This window comes from Pseudoruegeria aquimaris (genome assembly GCF_900172235.1).
In the GTDB taxonomy this organism is placed as follows: Bacteria; Pseudomonadota; Alphaproteobacteria; order Rhodobacterales; family Rhodobacteraceae; genus Pseudoruegeria; species Pseudoruegeria aquimaris.
On the sequence record NZ_FWFQ01000014.1, the window covers coordinates 1 to 20,289 of the forward strand.

The following is a 20,289-nucleotide window of genomic DNA, read 5'->3' on the forward strand; positions in this document are numbered from 1 at the left end:
CGCGCCGAGCGCTTGAGCAAATCGACGGCTCCGCGCCCGGCGCGCTTGCCCAAACCGAAACCGAAGACTATCAAACCCAAACCCGCAGACTCTCGTTATGAATGAGGGACCAGCGGGGGGCAGGTCACCTGCAGTCGGCTTCCGCGCGGGGAAGTCGTGGCGAGGGTGCCGCCGTCCGGAGTGGTCGCGACGCTGCCGAGGTAACCCTTCATGCGGGGAATGGACGCTGCAGCCGCGAAGCGCAGCTGGTTGCCGGAGCGGTCATGGAGCCCGAGAAGCGGCAGCTCCGGGCTGTCAGCACCCTGCCACTGCATGGCGAAGGCGACGGTGCCGGTGGCATCGACCGCAAGGTGCCGGATCGAATTCTTCTGGTGCGCCGGTCCAAGTTCGATCTTTTCCAGCAGCCTGCCTTCGGGCGACAGGTAGGTGAGGTTCGGGCGCATGGTGGGAATGTTGAGCTTGAGCCGGCCGGTATCGGGGTGGGTCTCGATGCCGCCATTGGCGACCACCAGTGTTTTTCCGTCCGGCAGGCGCTGGATGTCATGCGGGCCGGTGCCGCCGGAGTCGAATTCGCCGAGCCGCCTGTAGCCGTTTTCGGCATTCCAGACGCCGATCACGCCGCGTCCGCCGTCATAGTCGTTCTCGGTGGTGAAAAGCGTGGTGCCATCCATCGAGAACGTGCCGTGGCCGTAGAAATGCCGCCCTCCCGGGGCCTCCAGCCGTGCGAGTTGTTTGCCGCTGATGCAATCCAGAACGATGGCGTAGGTGCCGGGCCTGCGGGCGAAGGCGATGGCCTGGGCCAGGTGCGGATGAGCAGCCGCGGCGTGGCCGCGGTCGGGAAGGGGCAGGGAGAAGGCGATTTCACCCCTTGGGGTGAGGCCGCAGAGCAGGTGGTGGCCGTCCGGCGCGCGGGCCGCCGACAGGAAGGCCGCGCCGCCGGCCTGCGCCCATGTCCGCCGGGGAAGGGCGCCCGCAGCCAGCAGGCCTGCGAGAAAACTACGCCGGTTCGTCATCAGTCGCCGTCCAATGCGTTGAAGCCGGCGGCGATGCCGAGCGACGGTCCGATCCGCTCCGTCAGCAGGCGGCGGAGTGCTTCGATGTCCTGTTGCAGGGCTTCGATGCGGAAGCGGGCCAGCGGATCCGTAACGCCTGCGAACACCGGATCCGCCAGCGCCTCTGCGCGCTCCTCGGCCTGTGCGAAGGCGGCGTCCACCTCCGCATTGCCTCCCGAAACCAGCGCGGCCAGTTCGCGGGTCGCCGCAAGCGATAGCTGAACGTGGCGCAGGGAGCGGCCCGAGCGGCGGGCTTCGGCGCGATTGGGGCGCGGGGCGTCGAAGCTGCCCAGCGGCCGGCCGAGACGCGCGTTCGCGGTGAACTCGAGACCCGTCGTCACGGCGGTGAAGAGCTGCTGCGCGGCTTCGGTTTCGCTCCGGTAGACATCATTGCCGGGCGCGATCATCAGGGCGGCATAGCCTTCTTGCCAATCATCGAGGATCGCGGCGGCATTGGCGGCGATATCCACGGTGACGGCCCGGACCAGTGTGCAGTGATAGGCCGGGTTGGCCGCGCCCGAGAACTGCGGATCGAACAGGAGATATTCGAGCGCATAGAACCCGCGCGCGGCGATCGAGACGGTGGCGAAGGCCTCGGGCGTATTGACCACGGGATCCTCGGAGTCGAGCAGCGCGGAGAGAGATTTCGGGGTGGCGCTGCGCGGGTCCGGCCAGAAGGCCAGCGCGAAGGCGCGGTCGTCCCGTTCGGACGGGCCGAAGCGCAGGTGGCTGACCGAGACCCACGCATCGAAGGCATCGTGGTAGGCGGCCCGCAGGGCGGGCTTTCGGGGGCGCAGTCCCGTGCCGCGGTTTCGGCAAGGCGGGCGGACCCCTCCGCCAAGGCGCGGTAGCCGGGCAGCACGTGGCTGTTCACGACCGCCGCAATGTCGGGCGCCGCTTGTGCGACGTTGGCGAGGAAAAGGCCGAAGGCGAGGGCAAATGGGCGCATCAGAGGCTCTCCAGGAAGGCGATGAGGGCGGCGCGGTCGGCAGGCGGCATGGAGATCACCTTCTGACGCGGGGCTTCTGCTTCGCCACCATGCCAGAGCACCGCTTCAAGCAGCGAACGCGCGCGCCCGTCGTGCAGGAAATAGCTGTGACCGGAGACCTGCTCCGTCAGCCCGACGCCCCAGAGCGGCGGAGTGCGCCATTCCCACCCGGTGGCGCGGGCTTCCGGGCGATGATCGGCGAGCCCTTCGCCCATGTCATGCAGCAGCATGTCGGTGTAGGGCCAGATCAGCTGGAAGCTCTGCTCCGGTTGCCCATCCAGCCGGTGGGTGACGAAAGCGGGCCGGTGACAGGCCGCGCAGCCGGTTTCGTGGAACAGCTGCTTGCCGCGCAGCACTTGCGGGTCGTCCACGTTGCGGCGGGCGGGCACGGCGAGATTGCGGCTGTAGAAGGTCACGAGATCCAGCCCTTCGGCGTCGATCTCGAAGCCGCGTTCGTCCTGATCGCCGTGGGATGCGTCGCGGCAGGCGGCTTGCGCTTGGGTGCACTCGCCCCAGGGGGCCGGGAACAGCGGGTTGGAGATGCCGATGTCGCCGGCGAAGGCGGCGGCGGACTGGTGCCGAAGCGTCGGCGCCCCTGCCTTCAGGCCGAAGCGGCCCAGCATGGGTTGATCGAACTCCACCGACCAGACGATGTTGGGGCGGCCGGAAATCCCGTCGCCATCGGTATCGTCTTCATCCGCCAGCGCCAGAATGTCGGCGGCGGGGATGGCTTCGAGCAGGCCGAGGCCGATCATCTGCGGGGCGACTCGCGGGCTGAGCATGGCCTCGGGGTGCAGCGGGCCGTAGCCCAGGTCGGCGGCGGTGTAGGTGGGCTTGCGCAGGAAGGCGGTCTCGCCACCTGCCAGCGGCACTTCGATTTCCTCGTAGTCGATCTGCAACCGGTATTCCGCCGGATGGCCCGGCAGGCCGAAATCTTGCAGCTGGGTGCCGTAGGTCGGGTCCGGCGCGGTTGCGATATAGTCCTGGATCTGGGCGGAGAGCGCATCCACCTCTGCGGGGATCGAGATGCGCAGGAACATGGAGATCGCGTTGTCTTCGGGGCCTTCGGGCGGATGGCCGCGGCCATCCTTCAGGTGGCAGCGCTGGCAGGAGCGCGCGTTGTAGAGCGGGCCGAGCCCGTCGGAGGCCAGCGTGGAGGAGGGCGACGAGACCCAGAGCTTTCGGAACAGCCCGTTGCCGACCTTGAAGGTCAATTCGTCGGCGAAGCTGATGTTGGCGGAGGGCTGCGAGAAGGCGTTTGCATTGTCCATCACGCGCACGGTGGCGGCCCCGGCGGGCTTGGCCTCGAAGGGTTGCGCCTTGGTGAAATCCTTGGGCAGCGCGGTGACCTTGGCCACGCGGGCGGCCTCCGCCTCGGTGCGCGGAACGATTGGGAGATGCGGCTCGTCCAGCACGCCGGCCAGGGCCGGGGCGGCGGCGAGCAGCGAGAGCACGGAAAGGGCGCTTGGCTTGAACATGGGCTTTGGCTGAAGGCTGAAGGCGCGGCGCGGACCAAGAGGCTCCGCGCCGCGCACGCGGGTTACTGGAACACGGCTTCGGGGTTGTCGAGGCTGTCGGAGCCTTCCACCGAGATGCTGGTGCCGAGTGCTGCGACGACGCGCTCGATGCTGCGGGTCTGATCGATCAGCCCGTTCACGCCGCCCATGATCAGGGCCTCGCCGCCGGCGTTGCCGCGCTCAAGCATCATGTCGTAGGCGAAGCCGGCTTCGGCGGCCGTCTTGATTGCGCCGAGCGCCAGGACAGCGGCGGAGAGTTTGCCATGCATCTCTGCGTCCAGCGCCGGATCTACGGCCTTCACCAGATCGGACAGCGAGGCGCCCTCGACGACAGTGCCGTCGATCCGGATGTAGCGGCCGTTGTAGACGGAGCGGATGCCCACGCCGTTGTAGAAGTGATCGTTGTGGGTGTTGTCGGAGAAGCAGGAATGTTCTTCCTCGGGATCGTTCAGCATCACCCCGAGGCGCATGCGCTCGCCGGCGGTTTCGCCGTAGGAGAGGGAGCCCATGCCGGTGAGGATCGCCGCGATGCCGGCGTCTTCGTCTTCAAGCAGCGTGGTGCGCGCTTCGCCGCCTTCGGCCCATTGCGCGGTGATCCAGTCCAGATCGGAGACCAGCAGATCGGTGGCGGCCTTCAGGTAGGCGCTGCGGCGATCGCAGTTGCCGTTGGTGCAGGCCTCGACCTGGGCGTAGTCCGTCCAGGGGCGGTTGCCCGCGCCCGGACCGTGGCCGTTCAGATCCTGGCCCCAGAGCAGGAACTCGATGGCATGATAGCCGGTGGCGACATTGGCCTCCACGCCGTCCGCTTCCTGAAGCGTGTTTTCCAGCAGGTCCGGCGTGATCTCGGTGGCGTCCACCTCAACGCCGGAGAGCGTGAACTTGGGATTGGCGATCACGTTCAGCGCGGCGGCGGCGTTCTCATCGGTTGCGCCTCCGTAGGAGGCGTCCACGTAGTCGATCAGCCCTTCATCCAGCGGCCAGGCGTTCACCTTGCCTTCCCAATCATCGACGATCGCGTTGCCGAAGCGGAAGACTTCGCTCTGCTGGTAGGGCACGCGGGCGGCGAGCCAGGCGGATCTGGCCGCTTCCAGCGCCTCGGCCGAAGGCGCGGCAAGCAGCGTGTCCACGGCGTCCTGCAGGCGTTGGGCCGTGATCAGGCTGTCGGCGTAATTGGCTTGTGCGATGTTGGCGTAGGTTTCCAGAACCTCCGCCTTGGAAACGGCGTCACCGGCCATGGCGGCGGTGCTGCCCATCAGGGCAAAGGCGCTCGTGGCGCGCAGGATGAGTTTCATAACGACTGTCCTCAGGTGCAGAAGAGCCGGCATGTTCATGGCTTTTTTGTCCACGGCGCGCGCGGCCGCCCGGAGCAGGCCGGAGCGGACCGGGGCCGGCGGTGGGCACGGCGCATGGGGCATGAATGCCTTTGCAGGCCCTTTGAACGGCTCTTCTCGATACGGCGAATGCTGGCTTGCCGCCGGGGGAGGGCGGCTGGCTCCGGCGCAAAACTGAGTGAAACAGTCGGGTAAGTCAACCCGTTAAATGAGGCCGGATTTCCCGCTTTCGCCCACAACGGCCCGGCGCCTGAAGCGGCGCGCGCACGCCCCTCGGCGGGCCTGCGCGCACGGGGCTAGAGGCCGAGGATCAGGTCGCTGGCCTTCTCGCCGATCATGATCGCGGGGGCGTTCGTGTTGCCCGAGACGATCTCGGGCATGATGGCGCAATCGGCCACCCGCAGCCCCGTGATCCCATGCACGCGCAGGTGGCTGTCCACCACCGCCATGTCATCGCTGCCCATCTTGCAGGTGCCGGTCGGGTGGTAGATCGAAACGGAGTTGTTGCGGGCCCAGTCGAGGGTGCCGGCGTCGTCGTCCAGCGCCAGATCGGAGCTGGGCCGGAACTCCTCGGAGATCTTGCCCGAAAGAGGGGCATGGCGGGCGATTGTGCGCGCGATCCGCACACCGTCCACGATCGTGCGGCAATCGGTGGGCGTGGAGAGGTAGCGCGGGACGATCCGAACCGGCTGCCGAGGATCGGGGCCTTGCAGTTCGAGGAAGCCCCGGCTCTCCGGGCGCAGTTGGCAGACCGACATGGTGAAGGCCGAGAACGGGTGCACGCCTTCGCCGGGGCTGTCGGCGGACCACGGCTGCACGTGGAACTGGATGTCCGGCGTCGCGACATCGGGGCGTGTTTTCAGGAAGCCCGTGGCGAGACTGGCGGCCATCGTCATCGGGCCGGAGCGCGAAATGGCGTAGCGCAGGGCGATGCGGACCTGGTTCAGAATGGAGCGCACCTCGTCGTTGAGGGTCGGCTCGTTGCACTTGAAGACGAGCCGTGCCTGGAGGTGATCCTGAAGGTTCCGGCCCACGCCGGGCAGCGCATGAACCGGCGTGACGCCGTTGCCGCGCAGGTGTTCCGGATCGCCGATGCCCGAGAGCATCAGGATCTGCGGCGAGTTGATCGCCCCGCCCGAGAGGATCACCTCGCGGCGGGCGGACAGCGAAACCTCCGTGCCGGCGGCATCGGTGTAGCGCACGCCGGTGGCGCGCCGGCCGTCCAGCAGGACCCTCGATACCATCGCACGGGTGATGATCTTCAGGTTGGGGCGTTTCTTGACCGGGTTCAGATAGGCCACGGCGGCACTGCAACGGCGGCCGTTGCGGGTGGTGAGCTGGAAGTAGCCGACACCCTCCTGCGTGGCGCCGTTGTAATCCGGGTTGAACGGGTAGCCGGCGGCCTGCGCGGCCTCCACCCATGCGTCGCAGATCGGGCGCTGGATCCGCATGTCGGAGACGGACAGCGGCCCCTCGGCCCCGTGGAAGGCATCGGCCCCGCGCTCGTTGCACTCGGCGCGCTTGAACAGCGGCAGCACGTCCTGCCAGCTCCAGCCGGGGTTGCCCATCTGCGCCCAGCGGTCGTAGTCCTCCGGCTGGCCGCGCACGTAGAGCAGGCCGTTGAGCGAGGAGGAGCCGCCCAGCACCTTGCCGCGCGGCCAGTCGATCGAGCGACCGTTCAGGCCGGGATCGGGTTCCGTTTTGTAGCACCAGTCCAGCGCCGGGTTGTGCATCGTCTTGAAGTAGCCGACGGGGATGTGGATCCACGGGTTCGTATCCCGTCCCCCGGCCTCCAGAAGCACGACTTTCGTTTTCGGATCAGCGCTCAAGCGGTTGGCCAGCACGCAGCCCGCGGAACCCGCTCCAACGATCACATAGTCTGCTTCCAAGGCCCAGATCCTTACCAATGTGCAAAAAGACTAGGCAAAAGGGAAATACTGGTCTAGCGTTTTTTGAAAAATAAAGTTTCAAAAATTGCAAAAACGGGAGGATATGCAATGGGTGTTTATGATCGGATCAAGGGGGTGTCGCGGCGCGACTTCTTCAAGATTGCAGGAACTTACGGGATGAGCTCGACGCTGCTGGCGGCGGGGGCTGCCGGGGGGGTGATGTCGGCGGCGAATCTCGCACGGGCCGCGGAATCGACCTACAACCGGCGCTACGCCAAGCCCGCGAAGTTCGAAATGAAGTTCGGCGCGGCCGGGTTCAACCCGCAGAACCTGCTGATCGAGCGCGCCGGCTGCCTTGAGTTCGCGCGCGATCTCGAAGAGCGCACCGACGGCGAGATCCGCATCGAGTTCATCGGCAACAACCAGATCTGCGGCCAGCTCTCCTGTGTGGAGAAGGCGCAGCAGGGGATCGTCGATTTCTACGCCGCTTCCACGCAGAACTCCGCCGGTGGCGCGCCCTACCTCAACGTGCTGGACTATGCCTACATGTTCCGATCGCGGGCGGATCAGTACTACTTCATGTATTCGCCGGAGTCGCAGCGCATCCTGCGCGATCCCTTCGAGAAGCGCCACGGGCTGAAGTTCCTCTTCACCCATGCCGAGCTGCGCGGTATCCAGCTGGGCCTCGCATGGGAAGACAAGCCCACGGTGACCTCGGTGGAGCAGCTTGCCGGCACCAAGAACCGCGTGACGGGCACCCAGCTCGGCCGCATCGCGATGAACGCGCTCAACCTGAACCCGGTGCCGGTGGCTTGGGAAGAGACGCTCGACGGGCTCAAGCAGGGCCTGATCGACGGGGCCGAGACATGGGCCTCCGCCGTGGCCTATGCGAACATGTCGCCGGTGGTGAGCCAGTGCGTCGATCTGCGCTTCTTCTGCGGTACCGAGCACACGGCGATGAACGCCGCCAGCTTCGACAAGCTCGACGGCCAGCTGCAGGACGCGGTGATGGAATCCGCCTACCTGACGCAGGTGCATGTGCAGGCCGCAAACGAGGCCGCGCTGGTCAACACCGTGGGCTTCTCCAACCCGCAGATGCCCAACACGATCTTCGCACAGAACAACGTGCGCGTGGCTTCGCTGTCGGATGCGGAAATCCGCAAGGCCGAGGAAATGTGCTCGCCCGAGTTCCAGCCCCAGCTCTGGGAAGAGTGGCGCGAGCGCCTCAACGGCTGGGCCGGTGGCATCGACACCTACCAGGAGATCTACGACACGGTGCGCCAGCACGACATCACGCTGGCCGAGAACGTCGAGCCGCGCCGCTGGTGGAAAGGCTGATCCCACCCGCGTAGCAGCGATTGGCCGGCCTTCCTCAGAGGCCGGCCATTTGCCCATTTGACAAGAAAAGTCCGGCAGAGGCAGCATTCTGATGGGAGGAGTGGCCAATGGGGTCTGACATAGGCATGATTTTCTCGGCTTTGATGTCGGGAGACAGTTTCGAGATCCGCTCCGCGCTGCGCAGCGATGCCGCGTGGTGGCTCGGGGCCGTCACGCTTTTGGCCGGCGGTTTCATCGTGGCGCTGATCTACGAGCGCGTTCCGCTCGTGGAGACGCTGTTGGAGCGCACCGTCATGGTGACCTGCTATCTCGCCATTGCGCTGATCATCTTCTGGGGGGTGGTGGATCGTTTCATCTTCTCCAACCAGCAGCCGTGGTCCACCACCATTCCGCCCCTTCTGTTCATGATCATGGCGTGGTTCGGTGCCGCCTTCAACATCCGCAAGCGCACGCACCTCAGCTTCTCCGAGATCCGCACCGCCATGCCACGCGGCGCGCAGTTCGCCTGCCTCTGGATGGACGCGGCGCTCTGGTTCGGCTTTGCCGTGATCCTCTTCGTCACCACCGCCCGCCAGGCCGCGCTGTCGGCCTCGAACTTCGCCATCGTGCTTGGGACCGACAACACGATGCTCTGGTGGTTCCTCGTCACCGCGCCCATCGCCGCCCTCCTGATGGCGGCGCGGGCGATCGAGAACATCCGCGAGGACATCGCCAACTGGCGCTCCGGCGCTCCGCTCATCAAGCAGGCCGTGATCGGGGGGGACGTGTGATGGCCGATGGCACCCTCGTTACGCTGATCTCGGTCGGGGTCACGTTCCTGTTCATGCTGGGCGTGCCGGTCTTTCTCGTGATCGCCTATTGGGTCGTGGGCTGCTCCTTCGTGCTCGGGCTGACGCTCGACAACATGGGCGCAGAGCTTCTGAACGTCTTCAACAAGGGCTTCGCGCTGCTGGCGATGCCGCTGTTCATCCTCACCGGGGATCTGATCAACAAGTCGGGGATCGCGCGCAGGCTTTCGGATTTCGCCTATGCCTGCCTCGGCTGGCTGCGGGGCGGGCTGGCGATGGCGAGCCTCGGGGCCTGTGGGCTGTTTGCCGCCATTTCCGGCTCCAACTCCGCCACCACGGCGACCATCGGCTCGATGCTGCACCCGGAGATGGTCAAGGGCGGCTACGACGAGCGCTTCTCGGCCGCGACGGCTGCGGCGGGTGGCACCGTGGGCATCATCATTCCACCGTCGATCATCTTCATCGTCTACGGCTTCCTGATGAACCTGCCGATTTCCGATCTCTTCGTGGCGGGCATCGTGCCAGGCGCGCTGATGGTGATCGGCATGCAGGTGGCCTGCTGGATCGTCTGCCGGATCAACGGCTGGGGCCACCTGATTCCGCTGCAACTCAACCGCGTGCTGAAAACCGCCTTCGGGGCGTGGCTGGGTTTCTTCGCCATCGGCCTCGTGCTCTGGGGCATCTACACCGGCAAGTTCTCCCCCACCGAAGCCGCCGGCGTGACCGTGGGCTTCTGCATCATCGCCGGGCTTGTCTCCTACGCGATCACTCGCGTTCTGCGCCTGCGGCAGGACAAGACATGGGAAGAAAAGAGCTACGCCGAGCAACTGGTGGTCGAAGGGTTCACCCTGTTCCAGATCCCGGGCATCACGATGCGCTCGGCCGAGATCACCGGCATCCTCGCGCCGCTGATCGCGGTTTCTGTGGTGATGCAGCAGATCCTTTCGCTGCTCGGCGCGCAGCAGGTGATCGGTGAGTTCGTGACCTCCATGGGCGGCTACTATGCCGTTCTGTTCACCGCGATGATCATCGTCTTCTTCTCCGGCATGGTTCTGGAGTCCCTGCCGGTGACGATCATCCTCGCGCCGATCCTCGCCCCCATCGCGGCCGATGTCGGGGTCGATCCGATCCACTTCTCGGTGATCTTCCTCGTCGGCGCGTCCATCGGCTTCATCACCCCGCCCTATGGGCTCAACCTCTATGTCGCATCGGGTGTGACGGGTGTCCCATATTTCAGATTGCTGCGCTATACGGTGCCCTATCTCATCGCGCTGATCAGCGTCTGGGTGCTGGTGGCCCTGACACCGGAACTCGCGCTGAGCCTGCTGCCCAACAGATAGGAATGATCCATGCCCGAAGTTGCCCCCGCCCCAGACTCGAAAGGGCAGGTTCCGCCGAACGTGCGGCTCCTGCTTCTGCTCGAGGAAGTCGCGCGGCGAGGGGTGCCGGTATCGTCCACGGCGCTGGCCGAGGCGCTGGATCTGCCCAAGGCGACGATGCACCGGCTGCTGGCGACGGCGGAGGAGCAGGGCTTTCTGCAGCGCGACGCCGACGGGCGCTCCTTCGGGCCCGGCCACCGGATGCGCAAGCTCGCGGCCAACACGCTGTCTTCGCAGCGGATCCGCACCGAACGGCTCTTCATCATGCGCCACCTCGCCGCCACCGTGGGCGAGACATGCAACCTCGCCGCGCCGGGGCGTTCGGGCATGATCTACCTCGATCGGGTGGAGACCCACTGGCCGCTGCGAATCCAGCTGCCGATCGGCACGCAGGTTCCATTCCACTGCACCGCCAGCGGCAAGATGTATCTGTCGTCGCTGCGCTCGGACAAGCTCGAGCGGCTCCTCGGATGGCTCGAGCTGGACGCCCACACGGAACACAGCATCCAGGACGAGAGGGCCCTGCTCGCGGATCTTGAAGCCACGCGCAAGCGCGGCTTCGCGACGGACAACGAGGAGTTCATGGCGGGCATGGTGGCCGTCGCGGTGCCGATCAGGGACACCGAGGGCCGGCTGCTGACGACCCTCTCCATCCACGCGCCCACGCAGCGGCATTCCGTGGAGAGCCTCGTGGCCGACATCGCGCCCCTGAAGGATGCCGCGCAGCAGATGGCGGCGCTGATCTAGCCGCGCAGGGCCCCGCGCCTGCCGCAAGATCCTTCTTGGCTCGGGCGCGGGAGTGCGGGATGCTGGGCCAAGGCGAAGAGGCGCCGGAAGGCGAAGGAGCGGGTGGCCATGCAGCAGGCGATCGGGGATTGGACGGAGCGGTTTGACGGCACCCGGCAGCTTCCCCGTGATCTGCGTGACCGTCTCCTCAGGCTCGCCAGCCTGCGCCGCTTCAAGGCGGGGGAAACCGTCTTTGCGCCGGGGCGGGTGCCCAACAGCCTGCTTCTGCTGCTGGAGGGCACGATCCGGGTGTTCCAGACGTCCGACAGCGGCCGCGAAATCGTGCTCTACCGGGTGGAAGCGGGCCAGAGCTGCGTGCTGACGACGGCCTGCATCCTGGCGGAGGAGGCCTATTCGGCGGAAGGCGTTGCCGAAACCGATGTGGTGGCCGTCGCGCTGCCGAGAAGCGCCTTCGATCGGCTGGCGGCCGACTCCGAGGCCTTCCGCCAGTTCGTCTTCGCGGCCTATTCGCGGCGCCTGCTGGATCTGCTGCGCGTGGTGGACGACGTGGCCTTCGGCAAGATTGACGTGCGCCTTGCGGCCCGCCTCGTGGCGCTTGCCGATGCCGAGGGCGCGCTGAACGCCACCCACCAGCAGCTTGCCACGGAACTGGGCACCGCCCGCGAGGTGATTTCGCGGCAGTTGACGGAGTTCCAGCGGCGCGGCTGGATCGAAGCGGCGCGCGGCCGTATCCTGCTGCGGGACGTCCCTGCGCTGAAAGCCTTGGCCCGGCAAAAATAATTGCGCCGCCGCTTGAAATTCAACATATTGAATGTGAATGGATTTCCGAGCCGCCCCGCGGCCCCCTCGCAGAAGATTCCGGCGGGGCGTGACAAAGTCACAGAAGCGCTGCGGGGGGCACCCTAGGTAGGAAGTGATCGAACAGAAAGGGTCCTGCAATGACGAAGAACATGGGAACGACGGATCGGCTCCTGCGCACGCTTCTCGGGATCGTGCTGCTTGGGGCCGCGATGTTCGGCGGCCTCGCCACCGGGCTTGCGGTGATCGCCGCGCTCGTCGGGGCCGTGATGCTGCTGACCGCCAGCCTCCGCCTCTGCCCGCTCTATTCCCTGCTCGGGCTCAAGACCTGCAGCGACTGCTGATCCGACACCTGCCGCCGGGCCGCCCGGCCAACGCATCTGGAGATACCCGCGATGACCTATCCGGTGAACATGACCATCAAACCCGACGTCGAAGCCTTCTTCGACGAGGCGACCAACACGATCAGCTACATCGTGAAGGATCCCACCTCCAACGCCTGCGCCATCATCGACAGCGTGATGGACATCGACTACGCCGCCGGCCGCATCACCTATGAACATGCCGACGAGTTGATCGCCCGCATCGAGGAATGCGGCTGCGAGCTGCAATGGATCATCGAGACCCACGTCCACGCCGATCACCTGTCGGCGGCGCCCTACATCCAGGAAAAACTGGGAGGCAAGATCGGGGTCGGGGCCAAGATTATGGTGGTGCAGGATACTTTCGGCAAGATCTTCAACGAAGGCACCGAGTTCCAGCGTGACGGCAGCCAGTTCGACAAGCTCTTCGAGGATGGTGATACCTACAAGATCGGCAACATGGATGCCTTTGCCATCTACACGCCGGGCCACACGCCGGCCTGCATGACCCATGTCATCGGAAACGCGGCCTTCGTGGGCGATACGCTGTTCATGCCCGACGGCGGCTCCGCCCGCGCCGATTTCCCCGGCGGTGACGCGGGCACGCTCTACGATTCGATCCAGAAGGTGCTTTCGTTGCCCGACGACATGCGGCTCTTCATGTGCCACGACTACGGCCCCAACGGCCGCGACATCCAGTGGGAAACCACCGTCGCCGAAGAGAAGGCGCACAACATCCACGTGGGCGCAGGCAAGACCCGCGAGGAGTTCATCAAGTTCCGCACCGAGCGCGATGCGCAGCTGGCGATGCCCAGGCTGATCATCCCCTCGCTGCAGGTGAACATGCGCGCCGGCGAAATCCCGACGGACAAGGACGGCAAGCCGATGCTCAAAGTGCCCGTCAACATGCTCTGAGCTGCTCCCGCCGCTCTTTCTCCCTTCATCCGCAAATCCGGGGCTTCGCGCCCCGGCTGCCCCTGCCCGTGCCGGGTTTCTGGCCCGGCGCGGCGCGCCTTTCGTGAGAGCCCATGATGCACGCGCTTCGCCAGTATGTTCCGATCCTCCAGTGGGGCCGCACCTACGACAGGGCGGCCTTCGCCAATGACGCCGTGGCGGCGGTGATCGTCACGATCATGCTGATCCCGCAATCGCTGGCCTATGCGCTGCTCGCGGGCCTGCCGCCCGAGGCCGGGCTCTATGCCTCGATCGTGCCGATCCTGCTCTACGCGATCCTCGGCACCAGCAGTGCGCTGGCCGTCGGGCCGGTGGCCGTCGTCTCGCTGCTCACCGCTTCGGCCGTGGGGCAGGTGGCGGAGGCCGGCACGGCAGGCTACGCGGTGGCCGCGCTCACGCTGGCCTTCCTGTCGGGCGCATTCCTGCTGCTGATGGGGCTCCTGCGTCTCGGTTTCCTCGCCAATTTCCTGAGCCACCCCGTCATCGCCGGCTTCATCACCGCCTCCGGCATCCTGATCGCCGCCAGCCAGCTCAAGCACATTTTCGGAATCGACGCCCACGGTCACACGCTGCCCGAACTCATCACCTCCCTCGCGGCGCATCTCGGCGAAGCGAGCATCCCGACCCTCGTGATCGGGATCCTGGCAACCGGGTTCCTGTTCTGGGTGCGCAAGGGGATGAAGCCCCTGCTGCGCGCGCTCGGCCTGGGCTCTCGTCTGGCGGATGTCGCCACCAAGGCCGGCCCCGTGCTCGCGGTGGTGGCCACCACGCTCGCCGTCTGGGCGCTGGGCCTTTCGGAGAACGGCGTGCGCATCGTCGGAGCGGTGCCGCAGAGCCTGCCGCCCTTCACGCTGCCCGGCTTCGCCCCGGATCTGCTGAAAGCGCTTCTCGTTCCGGCGATCCTGATCTCCATCATCGGGTTCGTGGAAAGCGTTTCGGTGGCCCAGACGTTGGCCGCGAAGAAGCGCCAGCGCATCGACCCGGACCAGGAATTGATCGCGCTGGGCGCCGCGAACCTTGGCGCGGCCTTCACCGGCGGATTTCCCGTCACGGGCGGTTTCTCCCGCTCGGTTGTCAATTTCGACGCCGGCGCCGAAACACCCGCCGCCGGGGCCTTCACGGCGCTGGGGCTGGCGGTGGCGGCCCTGCTGCTCACGCCGCTGATCTACTACCTGCCGAAGGCGACGCTGGCGGCCACGATCATCGTCGCCGTGCTGAGCCTCGTGGATTTCTCGATCCTGCGAAAGACATGGGCCTATTCCCGCGCCGATTTCGCCGCCGTCGCCGCCACGATCCTGCTGACGCTCGGGCTCGGGGTGGAGATCGGCGTGGCCGCCGGGGTGCTGCTCTCCATCGCGCTGCACCTCTACAAGACGTCGCGCCCCCACGTGGCGGAGGTGGGGCGGGTGCCGGGCACCCAGCACTTCCGCAACATCCTGCGCCACGAGGTGGAGACGGCGCCCCACCTGCTGACCCTGCGCGTGGACGAAAGCCTCTATTTCGTCAACGCCCGCTTCCTGGAGGATCTGGTGCAATCCCGCGTCACCGAGGGCTGCGCCATCACCGACGTGGTGCTGATGTTCTCGGCGGTGAACGAGGTCGATTTCTCCGCGCTGGAAAGCCTGGAGGCGATCAACGCGCGGCTGCGGGACATGGGTGTCGGGCTGCATTTCTCCGAGGTGAAGGGCCCGGTGATGGACCGCCTCAAGCGTTCGCACCTGATCGAAGCGCTGAACGGGCGCGTGTTCCTTTCGCAGAACGATGCCTGGGAGGCGCTTGCGGGCAAGGCGCGGCCCTGCACGGGCGCGGCTCAGCCGTCGTAGGTCCAGCGATAGGCGGGCGGGGTGGGCCCTTTGTTGCGCCCGCCCTGCTGCTGCTGCTCCCAGGCGTGGGCAAGGATGCCCACCGAGCGCGACAGGCAGAAGATCCCGCGCGCGAGCGGCGGCGCGAACCCCAGTTCGGCGAAGATCACCGCCGTGGCCCCGTCGATATTCATCGGCAGGGGGCGCTTCTTGCGGGCGGAAATCTCGGCCTCGATGGCCTGGGCCAGATCGGCGTAGCGCCCGTCCACGGCTCCGGCCTGCCGTGCCTCTTCCACCAGCGCCATGAGCCGGGGGCTGCGCGGATCGGACGGCGTGTGGAACCGGTGGCCGAAGCCGGGCAGGATCTTTCCGTGGCTCTCGGTCCAGGCATCCAGCGCCGCGGGCAGGGGGCCGTCGAAGGCTTCCACGAAATGATACATCTCGACCGCCTGTTCGCCTGCGCCGCCGTGGACGTCGCCCAGCATGTTCACGGCACTCGCCATGGCGTTGTTGAGCCCGACACCGCAGGTGATCGCCATGCGCGCCGCCGCGATCGAAGGCGCCTGTGGGCCATGATCCACCGAGGCCACCAGCGCGGCCTCGAACAGCCTTGCCTGTGCCTCCGTCGGGGCATCGCCGCGCAGCATCAGCCAGATCATGCCGGGAAAGGAAATCGCCCCGATCAGTTCCTGGATCGGGGTGCCGCGGATGTCGATCCGCCCCGGCTCCATGTCGATGATCGAAGTGCGCCACCAGTCGGAAACGTCGCTCATAGGATGCCTTTCTCGTGCATGTCGGCGATCTCGTCGGCGCCGTAGCCCAGTTCGGTCAGAAGCGCGTCGGTATCCTGCCCCAGCGCGGGGGGCGGGCTTTCGACCGCCGGGGCGGCGCCGTTGATCTTCACCGCCGTCCGCAGCACCTTGATCGGCCCGTCGAGGCCGGGGGGGTCGGGGAACTCCGCGATCAGGCCCCGCTCCGCGATCTGCGGATGGGCCAGCACCTCGGGCACGCTCAGCACCGCGCCGGCCGGAACGCCCAGCCGGTTCAACTCGCGCGCCCAGTCCCGCGCTGGTCGGGTGGTGAGCACGGTTTCCAACTCCGCCTTCAGGCGAAAGCGATTGGTCTTGCGCGCCTCGCGGGTGGCGTATTCCGGTGCGCCCAGCAGATCCTCGCGCCCGAGGTGGCGGGCGAGGAGTTCCCATTGCTCATCCTTGTTGGCGGCGATGTTCAATAGCCCATCGGCCGCCTGAAACGCGCCGGAAGGGGCCGAGGTGAGGTTCTCGTTGCCATTGGCCGTGGGCAGCACGCCGCCGATCAGGTAGTTCGACACAGCCCAGCCCATCGTCGCCAGCACGCTCTCCAGCATCGAGATGTCGAGGAACGCGCCACGCTCCGGCGCGTTCAGTGCCGCGGCGATCGCCATGGCCGCCGTCAGCCCGCCGATGGTGTCGGCGATCGGGTAGCCCACGCGCAGCGGCGCGCTTTCCGCGTCGCCCGTGATCGACATCACGCCCGAAGCGCCCTGGATGATCTGGTCATAGGCAGGGCGATGGACCCAGGGGCCCTCCTGCCCGAACCCCGAAATGGCGCAGTAGATCAGACGCGGGTTCTCGCCCTTCATAACCTCGTAGTCCACCCCGAGGCGCTTCATCACGCCGGGGCGGAAGTTCTCCACCAGCACATCCGCCGTTCTGACGAGCCGCTTCAGCAGCGCCTTGCCTTCCTGCGTCTTGAGATTGACCGTGAGGCTCTTCTTGCCGGCGTTCTGGGCCAGGAAGCTGATCCCCATTCCGCGTGCGTTCAGATCCGGATCCGCGCCGAGGTTGCGGGCCAGATCGCCCCGGCCCGCGGCCTCCACCTTGATCACCTCGGCCCCGAGATGGGCCAGCTGGTGGCAGGCGAAGGGACCGGCGAGCACGTTCGTCAGATCGAGAACGCGCACGCCGGCGAGAGGTTTGGCGGCCTCAGTCGCCATCGGCGGTGCCTTCCGCGCGCAGGCGCGCACGGCGGGCTCGGTAGCTCGGCAGCACCACCAGAAGCACCGCCACCGCCAGCAGGCCCAGGGTCATCGGACGTTCAAGGATGAAGCCGATGCCGTCGTAGAGCTGCATGGAGCGGGCGAAGTTGTCTTCCAGCATGCGGCCGAGGATGAAGCCGATCAGCAGCGGCGCCAGCGGGTAGTCCGCGAAACGCAGCACCGTGGCGGCCACCCCGAAGCCCACGAGCAGAAGCAGCTCCGTGGCGTTGTTCTGCCCGATGTAGGCCCCCATCAACGTGAAGAACAGGATGAAGGGGATCAGGTAGTTGCGCGGAACGGCGAGCACCTTGGCGATGTAGGGGATCAGCGGCAGGTTCAGGATCAGCAGGATCACGTTGCCGATGTACATCGAAACGATCACCGCCCAGAAGATCTGCGGATCATCTACCATCAGGCGCGGCCCTGGCGTGACGTTGAGCGCGATCAGCGCCCCCAGCAGGATGGCCGTGGTGCCCGAGCCGGGGATGCCAAGCGTCAGCAGCGGCACGAAGGAGCCCGTGCAGGCGGCGTTGTTGGCGCTTTCCGGCGCCGCCAGCCCCTTTACGGAGCCCTTGCCGAACTGCTCCTGCTCCTCCTTCGGCGCGATGTTGCGCTCCACGGCGTAGCCGAGGAAGGAGGCGATCGTCGCGCCCGCACCGGGCAGAACGCCGATCAGGAAGCCCTGGATCGACTGCCGCCCGATCACCGGGGCGATGGCCTTCGCCTCGTCCCGCGTGATGCGCAGATCCTTGATCTCGCCGCCGGCCTCGGTGTTGGAGCGCTTCGGATCCAGCACGAGGTAGATGGCCTCGGGCAGGGCGAACATCGCCATCGCGAGGGTGATGAAGCCGAAGCCCGATTGCAGATCCATGATCCCCATGGTGAACCGCGGCAGGTTGAAGAGTGCGCCCTCGCCGACGGTGGCCATGATCAGGCCGAGGATCGTCATCAGAAGCGCCTTGGCCACCTGCCCGGTGCCCGCGAAGGCCGCGATGGCGGAGAGGCCGACGACCATCAGCGCGAAATATTCCGCGGAGTGGAACAGCAGCGCCACCGTGGCCAGCGCTGGGGCGAAGATCATCAGAAGAATTGCCCCGATTGTGCCCCCCGAGAAGGAGGCGATGGCCGCCACCGTCAGCGCCTTGCCCGCCTTGCCCTGCCGGGCGAGGGGATAGCCGTCGAAGCTGGTCGCCACGGTCGATGCCACCCCGGGCGCGTTGATCAGGATCGAAGAGGTCGAACCGCCGAAAATCGCGCCGTAGTACACTCCGGCGAGCAGGATCAGCGCCGCCGACGGATCCCCGATGGAGATCGCCACCGGGATCATGATCGCGATGATGGACATCGGCCCGAGCCCCGGGAGCATCCCGATGAAGGTGCCGATCAGGCAGCCGCCGATGACCATGAGAATGTTGGTGACGGAAAAGGCCGTTGAAAGGCCGATCATCAAACCTTCGAGCATGTCAGCCTCCCATCAGGAAAAAGGGCCAGGGGCGCAGGAAGATGCCGAGCACCTCCTGCACGAGATACCAGACGCTGCCGGCCGCGATCGCCGCCACGAGCAGCATGACGTGATACTTCCGCTCCCCGAGAATCATCGCGCCGAAGAACAGGAAGCCCACCGTGGAAAGCAGGAAGCCCGCCGGGCGCAGCAGCAGCGCATAGGCCACCATCAGGGCCAGGAGCATGAGTGCCTGCCCGAGGTTGTAGTCGGTGAGCCTGCGGTAGTTGATGTCGGGTGCCTTCTCGGTGCCGTCACCCTTTTCCAGCCCCAGAACGATCACGAGGCAGGCCAGGATCGCCAGCACCGAAAGCACTTTCGGGAATGTGGATGGCCAAACAGGATTGCGTTGCATGAACGGCGGTAGCCCCGCGTCCATCGTGAAGAAGGCCGTGTAGCCATAGATCAGGCAGATGCCGAGTAGGATCAGGGCGATCCAGCGGTCCAGTGCCATTGTCCCCTCCGGTTTCGGGTGCGGTTTCGGGTGCATGGGGGCGCTGCCCCCGCCGCGCCTGCGCGGCTCCCCCGAGGTATTTGAAGCGAGAGGAAAGGCGTTGTTAACCAAGCCGGGCTAGCGTCACCTTCGCGGTACAGGCTGAGGAGCCGATGACCGCGCGAGGGGAAAGCCCGGCGTTCGCGGGCCTTCCGTCCGGAAGGGGGCGGCGATCCCGCCTCCTTCCTCTCGCCTCAAATACCTCGGGAGCGCGAGGGCAGCGCCCTCGCAACGGGCGGGCCACAAAGGCCCGCCCCCGCTTGCGCGGTTGTCAGAGGAAGCCGAGCTTCTTCATCAGGTCGCCGATGACCTTTTCCTGCTCTTCGAGGAAGGCTTTGAAGTCATCGCCGCTGTTGTGGATGTTCACCCAGCCGTTGCGGGCGCGCACTTCTTCCCACTCCGGGGTTTCGTACATCTTGGCCAGCGCCTCCTGGTACATGGCGAGCTTGTCTTCCGGCAGGCCGGGAGCCGCGAAGAAGCCGCGCCAGTTCACGAAGGTGGTGTCGATGCCCTGTTCCTTCATGGTCGGTGCGTCGGCGTAGGCGTCCACCCGCTCGGGCGCGGTGACGCCGATGATCTTCACTTCGCCGGCGTTGGCGAGATCGACCGCCTCGGAGAAGCCGGTGGAGAGCGCCGCGATCTCGCCGGAGAGCAGTGCGGCCATGGCTTTGCCGCCCGCATCGTAGGGGATGTATTTCACCCCGAGGGCATCCTTGCCCGCGGCTTCCATCACCATCGCGGCCACGAGGTGGTCCATGCCGCCGGGCACGGAGCCGCCGCCGATGGCGGTGGCGTTCGGATCGGCGTCATAGGCGGCCAGCAGGTCGGCCATGGAGTTGATCGGGCTGTCCTTGCCCACGACGATGGCGGCGTAGTCGCCGATGGTGCCGGCCACGAGCGTCAGGTCACGGAAGTTGTGCGGGAAGACGCCGGTGAGCGAGCGGATCACGATGGGGGTGGAGTTCACCATCAGCGTGCCGTGCTGGCTGTCGGCGTTCTCGATCAGGTAGCCGATGGCCTTGCCGCCGCCGCCGCCCGACATGTTCTCGTAGGAGGCATTGCCCACGAGGCCGGATTTCGTCAACGCCTCGCCGGTGCCGCGCGCGGTGCCGTCCCAGCCGCCGCCGGCGCCGCCGGGGATCAGGAAGTGGATGCTGTCCACCACCTGATCGGCAGCGGTTGCGGGAACGCCGAAGGCCATGGTTGCCGCCGCCGCGGCGGCCATCGCCCGGCGGGTCATTTTGAATTTGATCATGTGATCCTCCCATTTGACAAAACGCGGACGGGCCGCGCATGAGTAGGAACCAACCACGCGAAGCTGACACGGACCTGT

18 protein-coding genes are annotated in these 20,289 nt (G+C 66.5%); 8 read left to right on the top strand and 10 right to left on the bottom strand.

Annotated features, from left to right (window positions below; translation table 11 throughout):
• Positions 1-95: 95 nt before the first annotated feature.
• From PSA7680_RS10605 to PSA7680_RS10625, 5 genes are all read right to left on the bottom strand, one after another.
• Positions 96-1,013, bottom strand: a complete 918-nt coding sequence (locus PSA7680_RS10605; RefSeq protein ID WP_085868689.1) for a DUF1513 domain-containing protein — start codon at positions 1,011-1,013, stop codon at positions 96-98.
• The gene (locus PSA7680_RS10610; RefSeq protein WP_306372455.1) at positions 1,013-2,044 is read right to left on the bottom strand and encodes an imelysin family protein; all 1,032 of its coding nucleotides are present in this window, start codon (positions 2,042-2,044) and stop codon (positions 1,013-1,015) included. The genes PSA7680_RS10605 and PSA7680_RS10610 overlap by 1 nt, the downstream gene beginning before the upstream one ends.
• A complete protein-coding gene (locus tag PSA7680_RS10615) occupies positions 2,001-3,518 on the bottom strand; it encodes a di-heme oxidoreductase family protein (protein WP_085868690.1) in 1,518 nt (505 codons plus the stop codon). The genes PSA7680_RS10610 and PSA7680_RS10615 overlap by 44 nt, the downstream gene beginning before the upstream one ends.
• 62 nt (positions 3,519-3,580) lie before the next feature.
• Positions 3,581-4,849, bottom strand: a complete 1,269-nt coding sequence (locus PSA7680_RS10620; protein ID WP_085868691.1) for an imelysin family protein — start codon at positions 4,847-4,849, stop codon at positions 3,581-3,583.
• A gap of 335 nt (positions 4,850-5,184) precedes the next feature.
• A complete protein-coding gene (locus tag PSA7680_RS10625) occupies positions 5,185-6,777 on the bottom strand; it encodes a GMC family oxidoreductase (RefSeq protein ID WP_085868692.1) in 1,593 nt (530 codons plus the stop codon).
• A 108-nt stretch (positions 6,778-6,885) separates the two neighbouring features.
• Between PSA7680_RS10625 and PSA7680_RS10630 the strand changes: the two genes are divergently transcribed.
• The 8 genes from PSA7680_RS10630 (at position 6,886) to PSA7680_RS10665 (ending at position 14,966) form a co-directional block, all read left to right on the top strand.
• Entirely contained in the window at positions 6,886-8,115 is a 1,230-nt protein-coding gene (locus PSA7680_RS10630) for a TRAP transporter substrate-binding protein (RefSeq protein WP_085868693.1), read from the top strand.
• Between the two features lie 107 nt (positions 8,116-8,222).
• Positions 8,223-8,885 (top strand): TRAP transporter small permease, encoded by a 663-nt coding sequence (locus PSA7680_RS10635; protein WP_085868694.1) that lies wholly within the window; start codon positions 8,223-8,225, stop codon positions 8,883-8,885.
• Positions 8,885-10,243, top strand: a complete 1,359-nt coding sequence (locus PSA7680_RS10640) for a TRAP transporter large permease (RefSeq protein WP_085868695.1) — start codon at positions 8,885-8,887, stop codon at positions 10,241-10,243. Before PSA7680_RS10635 ends, PSA7680_RS10640 begins: the two co-directional genes overlap by 1 nt.
• 9 nt (positions 10,244-10,252) lie before the next feature.
• Positions 10,253-11,029 (top strand): IclR family transcriptional regulator, encoded by a 777-nt coding sequence (locus PSA7680_RS10645; protein ID WP_085868696.1) that lies wholly within the window; start codon positions 10,253-10,255, stop codon positions 11,027-11,029.
• 108 nt (positions 11,030-11,137) lie between these two features.
• Entirely contained in the window at positions 11,138-11,809 is a 672-nt protein-coding gene (locus PSA7680_RS10650; protein ID WP_085868697.1) for a Crp/Fnr family transcriptional regulator, read from the top strand.
• A 158-nt stretch (positions 11,810-11,967) separates the two neighbouring features.
• On the top strand, positions 11,968-12,171 hold the full coding sequence (locus PSA7680_RS10655) for a YgaP family membrane protein (protein ID WP_085868698.1): 204 nt from the start codon (positions 11,968-11,970) through the stop codon (positions 12,169-12,171).
• Between the two features lie 51 nt (positions 12,172-12,222).
• The gene (locus PSA7680_RS10660; protein WP_085868699.1) at positions 12,223-13,104 is read left to right on the top strand and encodes an MBL fold metallo-hydrolase; all 882 of its coding nucleotides are present in this window, start codon (positions 12,223-12,225) and stop codon (positions 13,102-13,104) included.
• Between the two features lie 116 nt (positions 13,105-13,220).
• Positions 13,221-14,966 carry a SulP family inorganic anion transporter gene (locus PSA7680_RS10665; RefSeq protein ID WP_085868778.1) on the top strand — a complete coding sequence of 582 codons (1,746 nt, stop codon included), beginning with the start codon at positions 13,221-13,223 and terminating at the stop codon, positions 14,964-14,966.
• Here the strand turns inward: PSA7680_RS10665 and PSA7680_RS10670 are convergent.
• The 5 genes from PSA7680_RS10670 to PSA7680_RS10690 all read right to left on the bottom strand — a co-directional run bounded on the left by PSA7680_RS10670 (position 14,954) and on the right by PSA7680_RS10690 (position 20,211).
• A complete protein-coding gene (locus tag PSA7680_RS10670) occupies positions 14,954-15,718 on the bottom strand; it encodes a citryl-CoA lyase (RefSeq protein WP_085868700.1) in 765 nt (254 codons plus the stop codon). The genes PSA7680_RS10665 and PSA7680_RS10670 overlap by 13 nt on opposite strands.
• Positions 15,715-16,920: a CaiB/BaiF CoA transferase family protein gene (locus PSA7680_RS10675; RefSeq protein ID WP_085868701.1), complete on the bottom strand. Its 1,206-nt coding sequence runs from the start codon at positions 16,918-16,920 to the stop codon at positions 15,715-15,717. Before PSA7680_RS10675 ends, PSA7680_RS10670 begins: the two co-directional genes overlap by 4 nt.
• Positions 16,910-18,424, bottom strand: a complete 1,515-nt coding sequence (locus PSA7680_RS10680) for a tripartite tricarboxylate transporter permease (RefSeq protein ID WP_085868702.1) — start codon at positions 18,422-18,424, stop codon at positions 16,910-16,912. Before PSA7680_RS10680 ends, PSA7680_RS10675 begins: the two co-directional genes overlap by 11 nt.
• Before the next feature lies 1 nt (position 18,425).
• Complete coding sequence (locus tag PSA7680_RS10685) at positions 18,426-18,917, bottom strand: tripartite tricarboxylate transporter TctB family protein (protein ID WP_085868703.1); 492 nt, start codon at positions 18,915-18,917, stop codon at positions 18,426-18,428.
• Positions 18,918-19,227: 310 nt separating this feature from the next.
• Complete coding sequence (locus PSA7680_RS10690; RefSeq protein WP_085868704.1) at positions 19,228-20,211, bottom strand: tripartite tricarboxylate transporter substrate binding protein; 984 nt, start codon at positions 20,209-20,211, stop codon at positions 19,228-19,230.
• Positions 20,212-20,289: the final 78 nt, after the last annotated feature.